Origin of the sequence: Salinispora vitiensis (assembly GCF_000378825.1) — a bacterium.
Classification (GTDB): Bacteria; Actinomycetota; Actinomycetes; order Mycobacteriales; family Micromonosporaceae; genus Micromonospora; species Micromonospora vitiensis.
Window position 1 is genome coordinate 585,090 of sequence record NZ_KB900388.1, and the last position, 17,469, is coordinate 602,558.

Genomic DNA, 17,469 nt, shown 5'->3' on the forward strand with positions numbered 1-17,469 from the left:
TTCTCATCCGTTCGATTCGGTGCCTCCGCGCAAGCGGAGGATTGGTAATCAGCGCCCGCGCTCTCCTCGGCTCTCGCTAACTCGATTTATGACCTCCGTGGGTCCTCTGGGGACCCTGGCCAGTTGGGAAACCGGTTCCGGCGGTGTCGCGATCCGGGTATCTGTGCTGCCTGCCAACGTGCCCGCCCCGCAGCACTGCGTGTTGGCCGCCGAGCTGACTGGCCTGTCCGAGGCGTTGCGGCGCTGCTACACCCACCCAGCCAGCGCCGCGGACAACTTGGACGTCAACACCGAGGCGGCGGCGCGGGCAGACCCGGAACGGGTTCGCGTCGGTGGCCACCACATCCGCCGACCGAACCTTCCAGACGACCACGGCAGCCTCCTGGTCTCGTACGATCCGGTCGACGAGCGGACGCACCGGGTGGGTCGCTGCCTGCACCGCGCCGCCGAGGCAGGGCTCTCCGCTGTGGTGAGCGTGGAGGTGGAGGCGGAGTTGGCCGCTGTGGAACGCGCGGAGCTGGGTGACGGTCGGCGTGTGTAGCCGCGGCGCACTGGTACTGGTCGCCGCGGACGCGGTGGCGGAGTTGTCCGGGGTCGCCGCGACCGCCGTGGTGCTGGAGGATTCGAGCAGTCGTCGCAACGGTGACGATCGTCAGGGTGCGGAAGTTAACGCGTCAGCACTCGACCCATGGCGTCGGGAAGCCAGGAGGAGCCGGACCGCCACTGGGCCGAGGGCGGGCCACTTCTACCTTGTGCAACAGCCGTCCGCGCCAGTAAAGCTGATCCGGTCGTTCTTGCGAGACGACGCCCTCGGCGCGACGAGCGCCGGAACCATACCGAACTTATCTGACCGAGAAGGGTTCACCACATGCCGCTCAACGCTGCTGACCAGCACCGTCGCGCCGTCGCGTTCCGTGACCTGCACGCGGCCCCCGATCCATTTGTGATCCCGAACCCATGGGATGCGGGCACGGCTCGAATTCTCACCAGTCTCGGCTTCGCCGCCCTAGCGACCACAAGCGCGGGACTGGCCTTCACGCTCGGTCGCCGGGATGGCGCTAATCTCGTCAGCCGCGCGGAAACACTGGCGAACGCGGCCGCAGTAGCCGAGGCCACGCACCTTCCCGTCTCCGCGGATCTCGAAAACGGCTTCGCGGCCGACCCCGACCAGGTCGGTGAAACGATCCGGCTCGCCGCCGATGCGGGCCTGGTCGGCGGGTCGATCGAAGACGCCACGGGGCGACCAGAGTCGCCGGTGTTTCCGTTCGACGTGGCCATGGAGCGCGTGGTCGCGGCGGTGGAGGCGGCCAAGGCCTTGCCGTTCCCGTTCGTCCTTACAGCACGCGCGGAGAACTTCCTCTATGGCATTCCGGACCTCGACGACACAATCCGTCGCCTGCAGGCGTATGAAGCGGCAGGAGCGGACGTCCTGTACGCGCCTGGGCTGCCCGACCTCGCTGCGGTGCGGGCAGTGTGCGCAGCGGTCGGCCGACCGGTCAATGTGCTCGCTGGCGGCACGGGCCCGACTTGGACAGCGGCGGAACTCGCTGCTTGTGGGGTGCGCCGCATCAGCATCGGCTCCGCGTTACCACGTGCCGCGCTGGCCACCGTGCTCGCCGCGGTCACCGAGATCAAGGAGCAGGGTAGCTTCGGGTTCGCCCGCGACGCGCTGCCCTACAAGCAGGCCAATGCGTTGATGGAAGCTCATGGGGAGCACGCATAACCACCGACCCCACGCTGCTATGCGCTCCGCGGTACATCCTCGGTGAGTTCAGCGAAGACCAAGCTGTATGCCACCGAGGCGGCACAGGAAATCGTGGATGCGGCAGCGCAGCTGCACGGTGCCGCCGGGCTGGTCGCCGACAGCGTGCCGGAACGGTTATGCCGGCAGATCCGTTCGCTCCGAATCTACGAGGGGACCTCAGAGGTCCAAAGGTCATCATCGCGAATACGATCGACGCGCAACGCGCAGAACGCATCAGCTGACTAGGTCGTCGAAAATCCGTTCCAGGAGATCTCGGGAGTGTGCATGCCATCGCCCGTCGGGGCCGTCGTCCACCCGAACCCGTACCCGTACTACGCCGCCATGGTGGCGGAGCGCCCGTTTCACTTCGACGAGCAACTCGATACCTGGGTGGCGGCATCGGCTGCGGCGGCGCAGGCCGTACTGACCGCCCCAGGTTGCCGGGTTCGTCCGCCTCACGAACCCGTACCGCAAGGTATCACCGGCACACCGGCCGGCGACGTGTTCGGCAACCTGGTGCGGATGACCGACGGCGAGCCACAGCACCGGCTCAAGGCGATCGTCACCCAGACCCTCGGAGCCGTCGATCGGTCAACTGTCGCCGCGACGGCGATGCGGCACGCCCGGCAGGTCCTCAACGACTCAGTCCGCACACCGTACGAGCAGTTGATGTTCGAACTGCCGGCCCAGGTCGTGGCAACACTGTGCGGCCTCGACCCAGCTGCCGGTGGTGAGGCCACCCGGCTGGTGGGCCACTTCGTGCAGTGTATTCCCGCCACCGCCTCCCCTGAGCAACAGCAGCGGGCGGCGCGGGCAGCCGCAGGCCTGCAGGAGCTACTCGGCTCAAAGCTCGATGACACACAGCACGGTCTCCTCGGCGACCTAGTGCGGATGGCAACACACGTCGGATGGACGGACCAAGCGCCCCTGCTGGCCAACGGGGTCGGCTTCCTTTCCCAGACCTATGACGCCACTGCCGCTCTGATGGGCAACACCCTGCTGGCGCTGTCCCAGCAGGAATGTGAGCTGCCCATCAGCGAGATGGCCCTGCAGCGATTCGTACGGGAGGTCATCCGCCACGACGCCCCGATCCAGAACACCCGTCGCTTCACCGCGACGCCGATCCGGCACGGCGACGTCGAGGTGCCGGCCGGGCAGGCCGTCCTCGTGCTGCTCGCCGCCGCCAATCGCGATCCGGCTGCCAACCCCGACCCCCACATGTTCCGCGCCGACCGAACCGCCCCTAACGTGTTCACCTTCAGCGCAGGAGCACACCATTGCCCCGGTGAAACGCTGGCTGTGACCATCGTGACGACAGTCGTCGAGCAGCTACTGAGGGTTGGCTTCGATCCGGCGAAATTGTCCACACAGGTGAGCTACCGGCCGTCGCCGAACGCGCGCATCCCCGTACTCACCGACTAGTCCGGCACTTGATCGGTTGAGCCGGGCACGGCTCTGAAGGAGCGTATCCGCGACAGCCCTTTCGGCAAGAGAGGACACCAAATTGCAGATCAGGTGACCTTATGGGTGCGTCATGAGAATCGTCCGACCGGGCAACGCACGCCGATCACGCCGCAGCTCAGCCGGCTGCGCTGAGGCACCGGCACATCTTTTTCGGTCACGCGTTCAAGGGGCAGCGCGATTGCGGCAGCGGTGCCTGCGTCGCCGCAGCCGTGGCCGACGCGAAGGGTCACCGTGTGGGACGTAGCGGAGACGCGGGCCCGTGATCGGACAACGCTGCTGTGTCACGACATGCTGGTCAACACGATCTTCACCACCGCACCGATTGATTCATTCGTCCGCGTCGAGGACGTGACAAATCCAGCTCGGCGGCTACCCACCATCAGTGACGTCACATGCGACATCACCTCTCCGTGCGGCGCGTTGCCAGTCATCCAGTCCGCGACCAGTTGGTCCGACCCGGTCCAGCGCCTGCACGCCGACCCTCCGCTCGACGTCATCGCTATCGACAACCTGCCATCGATGCTGCCGGTCGAGTCCAGCATTGCCTTCTCCGTCGCCTTATCGCCGCTCTTGGCGCAGCTGGCCGAATTTGGTCCAATGCTGCCGGTGTCGTCGGTGATGACCGCCCCGGCCCCGGCGGCGCACAGCATCGACCGGGTGCGGTCGGCGGGGAAGCGGGGATTCAGCGACACCACCGTCGCCCCCGGGTAGAGATGCGCTGATCTTGAGCTGTCACCGTCGGTCGTTGCTCAGCTACTGTGGATGCGGCGGGGTAGGTGGTGTGGGGAGGCGGGATGCGGCACGGCCGGCGTCCGTCGCTGACATTGCAGTTGTCTTTGCTGGTGGCGGCGATTCTGTTGGAGGTGGTGGCGAACTTCGCGGCGAACGCGGCTGCGAGTTCCCGTTTCGCTGCCGTGGTGCAGACCTTCTCTGGGCCGGTGTTGATCGTGTTGTTGGTGGTGGTGATCGCTGGTGACGCGGTGGTGTTGTGGTGGGAAAGTCCTCGTGGTGCTCGGCCGGTGTGGGGCGGCGATCGGTGCCCGTTCCCGGGTTTGGGGGCGTTCACAGAGCAGGACGCGGCGGTGTTTTTCGGCCGGGAGCAGTTGACCAGGGATCTGGTTCGGCGCCTGCATGCGCTGACCGGGCAGCCGGCGGCCCGTTTTGTGTGTGTGACGGGAGCTTCGGGTAGCGGTAAGTCGTCGCTGGTGCACGCGGGGGTGGTGCCGCGTCTGCGGGGGCATCGGTGGCATGTGTTGCCGTCGGTTGTTCCGGCGGGGGAGCCGTTGGGGCGGTTGGCGGCGGTGGCGGCGACGCTGACCGGTGGGCAGCGGCAAACCGCGTTGCGTGCGATGTGGGCTGATCAGGACGGGGTGGCGCAGAGTGTCGCGGCCTGGCGGGCGAAGACAGGAAACCGGTTCGGCCGGGTGCTGCTGATTGTTGATCAGCTTGAGGAGCTGGTCACGTTGTCCGGCCCCGCGGAGCGCAAGCTGTTCGTCGACCAGATCGCTGCCGCGCTCGCGGCGGACCGTCGGTTGTGGGTGTTAGCCACGCTGCGGGTCGAGTTTCTGGCGGACTTACTTGCGGGTGAGCACACTGAGTTGTTCGCCGGGCCGGTGGCTGTTGGGGCGATGCATCCCGCTGATCTGGTGGAGGTCATTGAGCAGCCGGCCCGGTTGGCGGGGGTGAGTTTCGAGCCGGGGTTGGTCGCCGAGATCGTGGAGGAGACCGGTACGCCGGATGCGTTGCCGCTGTTGGCGTACCTGTTGCAGGAGATGTACCTGACCGTTGGTACGGGCCGTGTGGTGACCCGGCAGATGTATCAGTCATCGGGTGGGGTTGCGGGGGCGCTGGCCCGGCAGGCGGACACTGTCCTCGCTGAGCTGCGCATTCAGTACGACCCGGAGGTGATTCTGTCGACGCTGCTGCGGCTGGTGTCGATGGACGGGGCGGAGCCCACCCGGCGTCGCGTCCCGGTGGCTGAGCTGTCGGCGCAGCAGCGTCAGATCGTGGAGGTTTTCACCCAGGCCCGGCTGCTGACCTCCGACGTCAACGACGGCCGGCCGGTGGTGCAGGTGGCGCATGAGGCGTTGTTCCGTCAGTGGGCGCCGCTGCGTCAGCAGGTCGAGACGAGGTCCGTGCATCTGAAACGGCGCGCTGAACTGGAACGCTGGGCGGGCGACTGGCAACGCTCCGGGCGCAGCCCCGACTATCTGCTCACCGGGGATCGGCTGGCGCTGGCGGGGCAGTGGCTGGAGGCGATGCGTTCGGCCGGGCAGGACACGCCGGCCGCTCGTGGGCTGGTCGAGGCGTCTCGGCGGCGGGACACGGCGTTCCTGCGGAGGGTGTCGGAGTCAGTCGGCCACTACGCGTTGACCAACGTTGACCGGTTCCCGGAACTGGCCGTGCTCCTGACCACCGCGGCGTTGACCGAGTGCCCCACCACCCCGGTTGCTCGGCGGGCGTTGCTGTCCGCGTTGGCGTCCAGCCATATTGAGGCCGTGCTGACCGGGCACAAAGACGTCGTACGAGGGGTGGCTTGGGCGCCCGACGGGCGCAGCATCGCGACTGCCTCCCGCGACGGCACCGCCCGATTGTGGGATGCCGATACCGCGATGGTGACCCACGTGCTGCATGGCCACACCGGCATGGTCGAGGCCATCGCCTTCTCCCCGGACTCCACCATGGTTGCTACCGCGTCGCGGGACACCACCGTCCGAGTCTGGGACACGGCCACCGCCACCCCGATCACGGTACTAACCTGCGGCGACCACGCCCGCAGCGTGGCCTGGTCCCCAGACGGCACCGCCTTGGCCGGGACCAGCCGCGACCACCTCACCCACCTGTGGGACACCGCCACCTGGACGAAGCGGACCACCCTGACCGGCCATGCCGGCGATGTGTGGGGCGTTGACTGGGCACCGGACTCGTCCCGTCTGGCCACCGCCTCCCACGACCGCACGGTCATCGTCTGGGAGGCGACCACCGGCCAACCTGCCGTCACGCTGCGCGGCCACCTCGACCTCGTCGAAGCCGTCGCCTTCTCACCCGACGGCCGCTGGATCGCCACCGGATCGACCGACCGCACCGTGCGCATCTGGGACGCCCGCAGCGGCAGCCAACACCGATGCATCGGCGGACACCGCGACTCGATCTGGTCGCTTACCTGGGCCCCCGACGGTGAACGGCTCACCTTCGCCGCCGACGACGGCACTATCCGGGTATGGGACGTGACCCGGCTGCGGGAAATCGCCGAGCTACGCGGGCACGAACACACCGCCTGGAGCGTCGCGGTCAGCCCGGACGGTACCCGGGTCCTCAGCGGCTCCGCCGACCACACCGCAAGGCTCTGGGCCCTGCACCCCCGCGGCGCCGAACAGGTCCAACTCACCGGGCACCAGGCGGCGATCACTGCCCTCACCGCCCCCAACGGCGGCATCGTGACCGGATCCGCCGATGCCAGCGTGCGCCGCTGGCACCCCGACCACCGCCCACCCGCCACTTCCCACGCGCTGCCGGCGGCGGTGGTCGCTCTCGCCGGCACGCCGACCGACTCCACGCTCGCCGTCACCGCGCAGAACGGGTCGACGTACCTCCTCGACACCGGCGGCACCCACCTGCTACTCGCCGACACGGTGGAGTGTGAGTCCCTGTCCTTCTCCCCGGACGGTAGCCGCCTCGCCGGCGGCGCCAAGGACAACACCATCCGCGTCTTCGACGTGCGCACCCGGACCCTGGTTGGCATCCTGTCCGGACACGCCGACTGGGTTGGCGTTCTCGCCTGGTCGCCCAGTGGCCGGTATCTCGCCTCCGGCTCCGACGACCGCACTGTGCGCATCTGGGACATGCACCACCCCAGCACCAGCACCGTCCTCGCCGGGCACCAGAACTACGTCGACGGGGTGGCCTGGGCGCCAGACGAACATCATCTCGCCAGTTGCTCCGCCGACTGGACCATCCGGGTCTGGAACCTGACCGACCACACCTCGGTGCGTGAGCTCACCGGCCACGACCGGCGAGTGCGCGCCGTCGCCTACTCACCCGACGGCCGATACCTGGCCTCCGGTTCCGATGACCGCACCGTACGCCGCTGGGACACCCACACCAACTACGAAAGCGACGTCATCGGAGTCCACCGCGACGCCGTCACCTGCCTGGCCTGGCTACCCGACGGCAACCACGTCGTCACGGGCTCAACCGACGCCACCACCCGAATCTGGCCCACCGAAGTCGACCTCGACGCACTCCTACACGCCGCACGCCATCGAGTCGTCCGGACCCTCACTCCCGACGAACGCGCCGCCCACCGCCTCCCGGCAGCGGAGTAGCTACAAGACCTGCTCCACCTCACGGACCTGCTCACCCACCAGGAACTCCGCCGGATTCACCCCCAACCGCTCGCGCTGCGGCGAGGCCCAATAGTCGGCGTTAGCCTCCGCGAACGACTGACCTCCCTCGTAGGAAAGCACCCAAATGTGGGCGTTCGCGTCCCGGTCCACCCACGAACCGTGCACCTCAAAACCGAACTCCCTTCGCAACGGAACAATTAACCTCCGCCACGCATCAACCCACTCATCCAACCGACCAACCCGCACGAGATACGTACGAACCTGAACTGTCCTCACCGCGCCCACACCCCTCCCAGTACGACACCATGCCAACCACGACGCCGCTTACTGTATGGCCAGGACTTTCAGAAGACGGCCAGGTCGAAGCCGGTGTAACCAGCGCGGACGGCGTCGAGGAAAGAACACCCCAGGTGCGTGGGGGAGGATGCGAGAACGTTGTCGGTCGGCCAGCGCACCGGCCAGGGCAGGTGGCCCCGATATGCGTACTCACCAGGCCGAGTCAACGTGGGCATGGGCTGGCGCATGCCGTTGCCTCCGCGGCAGTCGCGGACCGTGTGGCGAACCAACTGCTGCCGCAGTGCGCGGGCACTGGGATTCCGTCGGCTACCCAAACCACAAAATCAGCCAAGTTGAGGGGAGTGTGGATCTACGGTGTTTCCGGCCTGACCTGCCAGGCGTTGTGCCTGGTGAGGAGGGTGCCGTGATGACCGCGACGCTGAACGATCAGACCGGACGTAAGAAGCGGCCCGAGTCGACAGCGGAGGCGAAAGCCGCCGTCGAGTTGGTCCGAGCCGCCAAGGAACAAGGGCTGTCGTTGACGGGCCCGGACGGGCTGCTCAAGCAGCTGACCAAGACGGTCCTGGAGACCGCGTTGAACGAGGAGATGACTGAGCACCTCGGCTACGAAAAGCACGACCAGGCCGGTGCCGGGTCGGGCAACATCCGTAACGGCACTCGCTCGAAGACCGTCTTGACCGACGGCAACGGCCCGGTGCAGATCGATGTGCCGCGCGACCGGGCGGGCACGTTCGAGCCGCAGATCGTCCGTAAGCGGCAGCGGCGCTTGTCGGGGGTCGACGAGGTCGTGTTGTCGCTGTATGCCAAAGGCCTCACAACCGGGGAGATCAGCGCGCACTTCGCCGAGATTTACGGGGCTTCGGTGTCGAAGGAGACGATCTCCCGGATCACCGACAAGGTGCTCGAGGAGATGGCGGATTGGTCGCACCGGCCCTTGGACGAGATGTACGCCGCGGTATTCATCGACGCCATCGTGGTCAAGGTCCGTGACGGGCAGGTCGCCAACCGGCCGTTCTATGCCGCGATCGGCGTCACCCTCGACGGCGACAAGGACATCCTCGGTCTGTGGGCCGGCACAGGTGGTGAGGGCGCGAAGTTCTGGATGAGCGTGCTCACCGACCTACGCAACCGCGGCGTCAAGGACGTGTTCTTCCTCGTCTGCGACGGGTTGAAGGGCCTGCCCGAGGTCGTGACGAACGTGTGGCCCCGCACGGTGGTGCAGACCTGCGTGATCCATCTGATCCGCAACACCTTCCGGCTCACCTCCCGCAAGTACTGGGACGAGATCAAACGCGACATCAAGCCGATCTACACCGCCGTCAACGCCGACGCCGCCCGAGCGGCGTTCGACGACCTGGCCGACAAGTGGCGCGGCCGGTATCCGGCGGTGATCCGCTTGTGGGACAACGCCTGGGCGGAGTTCATCCCGTTCCTCGACTACGACCTGGAGATCCGCAAGGTCATCTGCTCGACCAACGCGATCGAGTCGCTCAACGCCCGCTACCGGCGGGCGGTCAAGGCCCGCGGCCACTTCCCCAACGAGCAGGCCGCGTTGAAGTGTCTGTACCTGGTGACTCGCTCCCTGGACCCCACCGGAGCAGGCAGAACCCGATGGACGATGCGCTGGAAACCCGCGTTGAACGCCTTCGCCATCACCTTCAGCGACCGCTTCCCAGCCGCTGAAACCTACTAACCAAGATCGCCGGAAACACCGCTAGCGAGACAGCCCCAAGTTGAGGTCAGTGCCAGATAGGCGGATCTGTGGGGGCGGCGGATGAGACTCCCGGGCGGGCCGCGGCGCAGGTCGGCCGCGCGGCTACCCGACCCGGGTTGCCGCGGTGTCTTCGACGATTCGGCCGTCGGTCAGGTGGATGATGCGGTCGCAGGCGTCAGCGAGTCGGAGTTCGTGGGTCGCCAGCAGCATGGTGGGGGCTCCTTGCTCGGTTCTGAGCTGGATGAGGAGGTCCAGGATGGTTTCGCCGGTGCGCGAGTCGAGGTTGCCTGTGGGTTCGTCGGCCAGCAGTAGCCGGGGTCGGCCGACCAGGGCTCGGGCGATGGCGACCCGCTGCTGTTGGCCGCCGGAAAGTTCGCCGGGAAGGGCGTTGTAGCGACCGCCGAGGCCGACGGCGTCGAGCAGTTCACGGGCTCGGGCCACCTTGTCGAACGCGACCCGGTGAGGAATCAGCGGTGCGAGGACGTTGTCCAGTGCGGTGAGCGCTGGCAGCAGGTGGTAACGCTGGAACACGAAGCCCACGCTACGACGGAACGCCTCGAGGCGAGATCGGCGCATTGATGTGATGTCCTCACCGTCGACCAGGATCGTGCCTGAGTCGGCCTGCTCGATGGCGCCGATGAGATGCAGCAGGGTCGACTTGCCCGAGCCGGAAGGGCCGGTGACCGCCGTCATGGTCCCCGGGTCACAGGTAATCGAAAGGTTGTCCGCCGCCGGGATTCTCGTCGGCCCGGCTGGAAAGTGTTTCGAAAGTTGAGATATTTCGATGGAAGCGCTGTGTGGCATTGTTCACTCCTCGGCCAGAAGGGTGGACATGGGTATCCGCAACTGCAGGAGGGCGGGAACAAGGGCGGCAACCGCCGACAGGGTCGCGGCGGCGAGCACAACAATGAGGAGCAGCGGACCGATTCCGGGCGGGATCTGTTCAGCGAACAAGGCTGAACCGGCGATGCCCAGGGCGGCCCCTGGGAGCGCCCCGATGAGTCCGAGGGTGGTGCCCTCGAAGACGACGAGGCGAGCCAGTGCCGTTACGGGCCAACCGGAGGACCGGAGTACCGCGAACTCGTCAGCCCGTTCTCTGATGTTCAGATACAGCACGTCGGCGATCGCGGCCAGGCCCAGGGCGAGGGTGGCGACCACGGCCACCAGGTCCACCCCCCGGACCTGAATGGATACGGCTTCACCGAGAAGACTGCCGGTAATCGATCCATGAAAGCTCGTGGTGACGATGGCTACGATGGTGGCGGCGGCGACGCCGGTGGCGAGGGCAGCTGCGGCGAGTAGTGTTCGCCCGCCCGTCCTCGACACGTTGGTGAGCGCCATTTTCAGGACACTGCGTCCCGTCCACGCTTTTCGTCGAGGTGGCCGCACGGCGGGCCGGATCGAGGTGGCGGGGCGGGTACGTGCGGCTAGCCAGGCGGGCACGGCGCCAGCGGCGAGGGATACCCCGATGGCCAGCGGCACGGCCAGAGCCGCGTGTCCGGCGGTCAGTTGTACCCCCACCAACTGGGCCAGCGGCCAGGCGATCAGCGCGCTGACGCATCCTGCGGCGACTGCGATGAGGCCCGTCTCGGTGACGATCAGGAAGGCCAGGCGTCTGCGGGGCCAACCGAGGGTGGCCAGGATGCCCAGCTCTCGTCGCCGGTCACGTACCGCTGCCGACACGCCGTTGACCAGGAACAAAAGGCAGACGATGAGGATCAGCCCGAACAGGAAGGTGCTCTTGTGGTCTATCGCCTTCAGGATGAGCGTGGCGACGCCCTTCTTCGTCCACTGCTCCTGCAGGCTCAGCTGGGGGCGTCCGAATGATCCCGCTGGCAATGTCACGCTCTGCGGGGCGGGTGACGAGCCGAGCGTAACGTCGACGTCCAGCCCGGTTCTGGTGGCGACCATCTGCGCGACGGATCGGACGCGTTCCAGGCTTACCTCGTCGGGGCCGGTGACACCGGCCACCCGGATCCGGATCGCGGACAGGGGGGCCGGTGAGCTCGTGAGGCCCGGGTATCCGGTCAGTGTCGTCAGCAGTAGCGGCGGGGTGGCCAGGTAGCCGCCCGGGTTGCTGTCCGGTTCGAGGGGCTGTCCGCCCAGGAGGCGCCGTGACTGCTCGTCAGCGCCGTTTGCCGCTGGTGGGAAGTACGTCTCCAGCGGTACGGCGGACACCTCACTGAACCCGGACAGCTCCTGCGGATCGAACGTGCCCACCGCGGTGGCCACCAGCTGCTCGTCACTCGCCGACGGCACCTTACGCAAGGGCCGGAATTTCTTGTCGGCGCCGAACCACGACGTGTCAAGGTTTCCGTGCTCGATGTCGTCGAAGATGCTGGGGTTGTGAGGTGCGATCGTGGGCGTGAGCCCAGAATCGCTCTGGGTGTATGTCACGGCACCGGACTGGATGATGTGGTTGAGCGAGCCTATCTCGTTGCCCGGGGTCGCAAGTGGTGCGTAGGCGTCGGTGACGCGCGCCTCGGTCGGTTCGCCGACCGGGACGGCGGCGGCCGCGTTGAGCTCGGCCCGGGCATCAGACCAGTCCCGGCCAGGAAGTCGGGCGACGGCGGGACCGGTGATCCGACCAGGTGCCACCACCAGTCCCTCATCGAGGGCAGGGCTGGTGGTGGCGAGAACCGGAACCGATATCCGCGGTGCCCCCTCCAGTGGCTCGGGTGCATCGTCGGGTTTCAGATAGCGGCCCGTGGTGACTGCGTGATCCAGACCGACGAGGTCGGCCTCGGCCCGGGGATCAACCGCGGCCAACAGGAGCGACAACGGCCAGCCGACGCCTTTAGTAAGCCGGTCCGACACCACCGGAGCCCCGTCGCGCATACCGGTGACGAACGACCCGTCGGCCCTCAGGTGCACAACCTCCAAGGGTGACCGCAACTCCTGATTGCCGAGTGGTCCCATGTCTCCCTCGGAGAACAGGCACAGTGGGTGTTCGCCGCCGTCGGCGAGGATCTCGATCGGGGACGGGCGGCCCTCGCAGGAGGACGTGGGGGGCCGGTTCTTTCCGTCGGACCAGGTTTCGCTGGTCGCGCTCACCTCCGGCCACACAATCGTGTTCCGGGTGACATAGGTGTAGCGAGGGGCATCACCATCCAGGCTCGACAGCCCTCGCGCTGTGTTCCACGACAATTTCAGGCGTACGACCTGTCGATCGAGCCCTGGGTCCACCGCGTCCGTGAGATCCACTGAGACCCCACCGTTGACGGTGACATAACCGATCATCGCGATCGGTGCCGCGACCTCGACTCCTGGAATCCGGCGTATCTCCTCATACTGCGACATGCTGATTCCGCCAAACTGTCCCGACAGGAAGTTCGGGCGGACAAGGCCCTGCTGCTCCTCCAAAGGAGTCCGACTGCCGCCCGGACGGACCAGGATGTCATAGGACGACCGGAAATCAGCCTCCACGACACCAGACACCGTCAGGCGCGACGTCTCGGCGCTTCCCGTCAACACCGTGAACCCGGTGGTCGCCACCAGCACCGCCACAAACAACGCCATCGCCCGACCGAGTCGGCGCCGTACCTGGGCAACGACCATCCGCACCATCAAGGCGCCTCCCCCTAGCTATGTCTTTGAATCCACCCACGATGCCCGCGTCGGCTCGACCCGAAACTGCATCATTCAGATCGCCAGCAGTGAAAGTACTTCACGGCAGTCCCAGCCATCAATGCTAAACCTGACCGGGAGCGCGGGGACGCACCCGCTACCGGGGCGCGGGATCGGATTTGTCGCTGCCCCTCGCCGGTGAAGGTGCCTCATTTGCAGGACCGTATTCAGCTCCGCGATGTTTTGGCGTTCCAAGTCTGCGCAGCCCAACGTCGAATTCTGGCAGCCTGACAGGCCAAGGCCGCGACGGTCGAGGAGCATTGGCGTACGCAGCTCGGGAACGTCGACCACACCGCGGAGCTCGGTGCAAATCGCGGACGGCGCTGGGTGTCGCTCACCTTTTCGGTGGCAGGTCCGCGGTGGTGCGTGGTCCTGCCACCGATGAGCGAACGGCCACCGCGGCCGAGTCGAAGCGGTCCGCCACGTAGTTCAGCATGCTGGTCAGCTCCTGTGCGCCCACCGCGTGCCCGGCCGGACGTGGCCCGTCGATCGGCAGGGAGCCGGCATGCGCCCACTCCAGCCGTCCGTCGGGGCCGACCCGGCTCCTGGTTCGGCCGTGAGTGTCCGGGTGCAGACAGTACGGAACGTCCAGCAGGCCGCGCCGGAAAGCGATGTGCAGGGCGGTGCCCAGGTCTGGGGCGAGTGACCGGACCATATCGATCATCGTGCGGGCCTCCTCGTACAGTCCGGACTCCGACGGCGTCCAAGGGTGGCGGCCGGCGGCCCGCATCTGTTGGGAACGCCGGACCTCGCGCTCGGCCCTTTCCACGGCCGCGACGTTGTCGGCGACGTCGGGGATCCGGATCGACTCCATGACTGTCTTGACGATGAGTCGCTCGGCGCCGCCGAAGACAGCGATCCGGGCGCTCTCCTCGAGCAGGGCAAAGGAGCCGCCCCGGGTCCGGGGAAAGACGCCCATGTACGTGTACAGGACGACGTGGACGTCCCGGTCCGGCAGCAGCTCGCCGATCAGGCGCCGGAGGGCGGCCAGCGCCTCCAAGTCCTGTTCGGGCTGGGTCTGCTGGGCGTAGCTCAGCGAGATGCTCGGCACCCCGTGCTGGGCGAAGAACAGGCCTTCCAGCACGGCGATGGCCACCAGCAGCGACGGCGGGCACATCTGCCCCAGCATGCAGCCGCCGAAACTCTCCAGGTGGGCCGGTCGTTCCGGCGTGGACATCTCGGCCAGCCGGTCGCAGGCGGCCGCCCACTCGCTGATCGCGGACCGTAATGGTGTGCGGCCGTACGGTAGGCAGTAGGAGACTGGTCCGCCCTCGGTGGCGTCCAGCCCGATCCGTGCCATGGCTTCGATGATGTGTCCGGGCCGCGCTGAGCCGTGCCGGATCTGGATCGGGAATCCGGGCCGGTGCACCTCAGACAGCATGGACCTGGTGGTGTCGTCGGGGTGGGTGCACAGCGGGTAGCCGTTGAGACCGGTCCGGGTCCGCACGGCGGCACGGGCGCTGTGCAGGTCGCCGACGCGGGTGTAGCTGTCGAGTGTGATCGTGCCAACCGTGGTTGCCCGGGCGTCCCGGACCGCGACCAGTCCCGCCCGCATGGCTGATGGCTCGGCGAAGCCCATCCGGGGTTGGACGACCACCAGACCGGCCCGCCGAGTGTTGCACAGCGCACCGGCGAAGCCCGTCCCCGGTGGAGCTGTCATCGCGCTCCTTCCAGCTCGCGGGCGGCAGCGGCGGGAGCGGCAGGGGCAGGGGCAGCGGCGGCAGCAGGGGCAGGGGCAGCGACGGCAGCGGGAGTGGCAGCGGCACCGGCACGGATCTCGGCGAGCAGTCGCATCAGCTCCGGCAGGTCGTCCTTTTCGAGGACGGCGGTCACCCCGGCCGCCTCCAGCGCGGGCGCGTGGACGGCGTTCGGGTTCCCGGCCGTGCCGAGCAGCCCGCCAACGATGATCGGCATCGCGTCGTGCCGGGAGTCGTGGCGCACCACCGCGGCGGCCCGGGCCGCGTCGGCGTGGCCGTGCCCGTTGACCGAGCTGATCACCAGCGCGTCGGGCCGCAGCCGGACGCAGGTCTCGGTCAGTAGGTCGTCCGGGACGCACGGCCCGAGGTTGGTGACGTCGTGGCCGGCCTCCTCCAGGGCGAGTTGCAGGTATATGAGGTTCCAGGTGTGGGCGTCGGACGATGTGCCGGTAACCAGTACGTGCAGGCGGCGCAGGGTCATGCTGTTCGCCCACCGATCAGGGCCGCCAGCTCGGCCGGAGTACGGTGTTCGAAAACATCCACATAGGTCAGCTCGGCGTCGAACCGCCGATACACCTTCGAGATTAGCCGGGTGGCCTTCAGAGAGTCCCCGCCCGCGTCGAAGAAGTCGTCGTTCACGCCGCACGGGGAACCCAGGACGGCGGAGCACAGGTCGGCCAGCTCGGCGGCGACCGGGTCGACCTCGGGCGTGGCGGGCGCGGTCTCATTGCTGGAGATCATGCTGAGGTTCACCTTTCCGTTCGGGAGCAGCGGGAGCCGGTCGGCGATGCGCAGGGTCGCGGGTACGAGGTAGCTGGGCAGCCGCCCGGCGAGCCAGGTGCGGATCGCGGCGGCGTCCGGAGCGGTACCGGGGTCGAGCGGGACCACCCAGGCGGTGAGACCGCTCGGGCCGTCCGGGCCGTCAATCGGCGCCACGGCCGCGACGTGCAGCTGCGGGTGGGCGCAGAGGGCACGTTCCACCTCCTCGGGTTCGACGCGCAGTCCCCGGATCTTGATCTGCCGGTCGCGGCGGCCCAGGTAGTCGAGCCCGCCGTCCGGCCGCTCGGCGACCAGGTCGCCGGTGCGGTAGTAGCGGCCGGTGCCGTCCGGGCCGGGACCGAACCGGGCGGCGGTCTCCTCCGGCTTGCCGGCGTAGCCGAGGCTGAGCGACGGCCCACCGACGAGCAGTTCGGCGGCGCCGTCCTGGTCGGGCAGGAGTATCTGGTGCACGTGGTCCAGGGGTGTGCCGATCGGCACCCGGTCTTCGGGCCCGATCCGCCGGCCGAACCCGCCGCCCAGCTCGGCGGCGTGGGTGACGAGCACCGTCTCGGTCTGCCCGTACGTGTTGAGCAGCCGGATCCGGTCGGGGGCGCGCTCGGCCCAGGTCCGTACCTGGGGCGCCCGGACCTCCTCCCCACCAATGATCACCAGCCGGAGGTCGCCGAGCAGCGCCGCCGTCGCCTCCGGGGTCTCGTCGCTCTCGGCGAGGAATGCCACCAGCTCGTACCAGAAGGCCGTGGGCAGGTCGATGACGGTGATCCGGTGGCGCCGGACCGCGCTCAGCAGGGCGGGCACGGATCCGCTGGTAGCGGCCGGTTCGATGACGAGGGTGGCTCCGGACAGGAACGCCGACCAGATCTCCTCGCCGCTGGTGTCCCAGCTCAGGGCGGCGAAGCTCAGCAACCGGTCGCCCCGGCCGGTGCCGCACCGCCTGATCAGCGAGGTGGCCGCCGCGTACAGGGCGCCCTGTGACACCCGGACGCCCTTGGGGTCGCCGGTGGAGCCGGAGGTGTGGATGACGTACACCGGGTCGTCGGGGTCGGTGACATCGTCGTCCAGGCCTTCGTCGGACCGCAAAGCCGCATCGATGTGCAGGAATCCCACCGAGAGGCTGTGCGGGAAGCCCATCAGGGCGTCGGACCGCCCGATGACCGTCCGGACACCGCTGCCCGCGATCATTCGTTCGAGTCGGGGAGCGGGCTGGGCCGCGTCGAGCGGCGTGTATGCCGCGCCGATCCGGCCGAGCGCCAGCAGGCAGAGCAGGCTCTGCCGGGTGCGTTCGGCGGCGACGCCGACCACCTCGCCGCGGCCGACCCCGTGGCGGCGCAGGGACGCGGCGAGCATCCCGGCCTGGGACCACAGGTCGCGGTAGGTCAAGATTCCATCCGGGTCGACGAGGGCGGGGGCGCCGGGCCACAGCGCCGCCGAGCGGCGCAGCGCCGCGACGACCGTGCCGGGGCTCGGTCCAGGGTCGGTCACCGGCTCGACTGCGGCCGGGCTCGTGCGGGAGTAGGTCGCTGTCATGGCGTGTCCCTGTGGTCGGAGGTGGCGGGGGTCAATTCGTGGCGGCCTGCTGGCGCTGCCGGAGGCTCAGCGGCCGCATGTCGGTCCAGAGGGTCTCGATCCGGTCCAGGCAGGTCTGCTTGGGGCCGCTGGTTCCCTCCTCCCGCCAGCCTTCTGGGGCCGGGCGGCCGGCCGGCCAAATCGAGTACTGCTCCTCGTCATTGAGTACGACCTTGAACTGTTCGTCGGCGTCGGACACGGCTTCGCCTTTCTCGAAAGGTGACGCGGGAACGGGGA

General features: G+C 68.1%; 15 protein-coding genes. 7 read left to right on the top strand and 8 right to left on the bottom strand.

Annotated features, from left to right (window positions below; genetic code table 11):
• Positions 1–97 precede the first annotated feature (97 nt).
• From SALPAC2_RS0102790 to SALPAC2_RS0102810, 6 genes are all read left to right on the top strand, one after another.
• Complete coding sequence (locus SALPAC2_RS0102790; protein WP_162561286.1) at positions 98–541, top strand: hypothetical protein; 444 nt, start codon at positions 98–100, stop codon at positions 539–541.
• Positions 542–868: 327 nt separating this feature from the next.
• A complete protein-coding gene (locus SALPAC2_RS0102795) occupies positions 869–1,723 on the top strand; it encodes an isocitrate lyase/PEP mutase family protein (RefSeq protein ID WP_018215110.1) in 855 nt (284 codons plus the stop codon).
• Positions 1,724–1,816: 93 nt separating this feature from the next.
• Positions 1,817–1,990: an acyl-CoA dehydrogenase family protein gene (locus tag SALPAC2_RS25705; protein WP_263404681.1), complete on the top strand. Its 174-nt coding sequence runs from the start codon at positions 1,817–1,819 to the stop codon at positions 1,988–1,990.
• 39 nt (positions 1,991–2,029) lie between these two features.
• Entirely contained in the window at positions 2,030–3,166 is a 1,137-nt protein-coding gene (locus tag SALPAC2_RS0102800; RefSeq protein ID WP_018215111.1) for a cytochrome P450, read from the top strand.
• A 273-nt stretch (positions 3,167–3,439) separates the two neighbouring features.
• Positions 3,440–3,919 carry a Rossmann-fold NAD(P)-binding domain-containing protein gene (locus SALPAC2_RS25710; protein WP_223874166.1) on the top strand — a complete coding sequence of 160 codons (480 nt, stop codon included), beginning with the start codon at positions 3,440–3,442 and terminating at the stop codon, positions 3,917–3,919.
• Positions 3,920–4,002: 83 nt separating this feature from the next.
• Positions 4,003–7,533 (top strand): WD40 repeat domain-containing protein, encoded by a 3,531-nt coding sequence (locus SALPAC2_RS0102810; RefSeq protein ID WP_018215113.1) that lies wholly within the window; start codon positions 4,003–4,005, stop codon positions 7,531–7,533.
• Here the strand turns inward: SALPAC2_RS0102810 and SALPAC2_RS28295 are convergent, their stop codons facing one another.
• Both SALPAC2_RS28295 and SALPAC2_RS24340 read right to left on the bottom strand, forming a co-directional pair.
• Positions 7,534–7,800, bottom strand: a complete 267-nt coding sequence (locus tag SALPAC2_RS28295) for a hypothetical protein (protein ID WP_026184347.1) — start codon at positions 7,798–7,800, stop codon at positions 7,534–7,536.
• Positions 7,801–7,898: 98 nt separating this feature from the next.
• Entirely contained in the window at positions 7,899–8,078 is a 180-nt protein-coding gene (locus SALPAC2_RS24340) for a hypothetical protein (RefSeq protein ID WP_018215115.1), read from the bottom strand.
• Between the two features lie 179 nt (positions 8,079–8,257).
• On the opposite strand from SALPAC2_RS24340, the gene SALPAC2_RS0102820 reads away from it, so the two are divergent.
• On the top strand, positions 8,258–9,544 hold the full coding sequence (locus SALPAC2_RS0102820) for an IS256 family transposase (RefSeq protein WP_018215116.1): 1,287 nt from the start codon (positions 8,258–8,260) through the stop codon (positions 9,542–9,544).
• Positions 9,545–9,667: 123 nt separating this feature from the next.
• Here SALPAC2_RS0102820 and SALPAC2_RS0102825 read toward each other — a convergent pair whose 3' ends face one another.
• The 6 genes from SALPAC2_RS0102825 to SALPAC2_RS0102850 form a co-directional block, all read right to left on the bottom strand.
• The gene (locus SALPAC2_RS0102825; protein WP_026184348.1) at positions 9,668–10,369 is read right to left on the bottom strand and encodes an ABC transporter ATP-binding protein; all 702 of its coding nucleotides are present in this window, start codon (positions 10,367–10,369) and stop codon (positions 9,668–9,670) included.
• Positions 10,370–10,372: 3 nt separating this feature from the next.
• Positions 10,373–13,132 carry an ABC transporter permease gene (locus tag SALPAC2_RS0102830; RefSeq protein ID WP_018215118.1) on the bottom strand — a complete coding sequence of 920 codons (2,760 nt, stop codon included), beginning with the start codon at positions 13,130–13,132 and terminating at the stop codon, positions 10,373–10,375.
• A gap of 394 nt (positions 13,133–13,526) precedes the next feature.
• Positions 13,527–14,852, bottom strand: coding sequence for a hypothetical protein (locus SALPAC2_RS0102835; protein WP_018215119.1), 1,326 nt, complete (start codon positions 14,850–14,852; stop codon positions 13,527–13,529).
• Positions 14,849–15,370 (bottom strand): cobalamin B12-binding domain-containing protein, encoded by a 522-nt coding sequence (locus SALPAC2_RS0102840; protein ID WP_018215120.1) that lies wholly within the window; start codon positions 15,368–15,370, stop codon positions 14,849–14,851. Before SALPAC2_RS0102840 ends, SALPAC2_RS0102835 begins: the two co-directional genes overlap by 4 nt.
• Positions 15,367–17,193, bottom strand: a complete 1,827-nt coding sequence (locus SALPAC2_RS0102845; RefSeq protein ID WP_018215121.1) for a non-ribosomal peptide synthetase — start codon at positions 17,191–17,193, stop codon at positions 15,367–15,369. Before SALPAC2_RS0102845 ends, SALPAC2_RS0102840 begins: the two co-directional genes overlap by 4 nt.
• A 31-nt stretch (positions 17,194–17,224) precedes the next feature.
• Positions 17,225–17,431, bottom strand: coding sequence for an MbtH family protein (locus SALPAC2_RS0102850; protein ID WP_018215122.1), 207 nt, complete (start codon positions 17,429–17,431; stop codon positions 17,225–17,227).
• Positions 17,432–17,469 lie beyond the last annotated feature (38 nt).

Bases quoted from the DNA above. Each gene is read 5' to 3' on its own strand.
- SALPAC2_RS0102820 (WP_018215116.1), top strand. From the start codon at position 8,258: ATGACCGCGACGCTGAACGATCAGACCGGACGTAAGAAGCGGCCCGAG.
- SALPAC2_RS0102845 (WP_018215121.1), bottom strand. From the start codon at position 17,193: ATGACAGCGACCTACTCCCGCACGAGCCCGGCCGCAGTCGAGCCGGTG.
- SALPAC2_RS0102830 (WP_018215118.1), bottom strand. From the start codon at position 13,132: ATGGTGCGGATGGTCGTTGCCCAGGTACGGCGCCGACTCGGTCGGGCG.
- SALPAC2_RS0102810 (WP_018215113.1), top strand. From the start codon at position 4,003: ATGCGGCACGGCCGGCGTCCGTCGCTGACATTGCAGTTGTCTTTGCTG.
- SALPAC2_RS0102800 (WP_018215111.1), top strand. From the start codon at position 2,030: ATGCCATCGCCCGTCGGGGCCGTCGTCCACCCGAACCCGTACCCGTAC.
- SALPAC2_RS0102840 (WP_018215120.1), bottom strand. From the start codon at position 15,370: ATGACCCTGCGCCGCCTGCACGTACTGGTTACCGGCACATCGTCCGAC.
- SALPAC2_RS0102835 (WP_018215119.1), bottom strand. From the start codon at position 14,852: ATGACAGCTCCACCGGGGACGGGCTTCGCCGGTGCGCTGTGCAACACT.
- SALPAC2_RS0102795 (WP_018215110.1), top strand. From the start codon at position 869: ATGCCGCTCAACGCTGCTGACCAGCACCGTCGCGCCGTCGCGTTCCGT.
- SALPAC2_RS0102825 (WP_026184348.1), bottom strand. From the start codon at position 10,369: ATGCCACACAGCGCTTCCATCGAAATATCTCAACTTTCGAAACACTTT.
- SALPAC2_RS24340 (WP_018215115.1), bottom strand. From the start codon at position 8,078: ATGCGCCAGCCCATGCCCACGTTGACTCGGCCTGGTGAGTACGCATAT.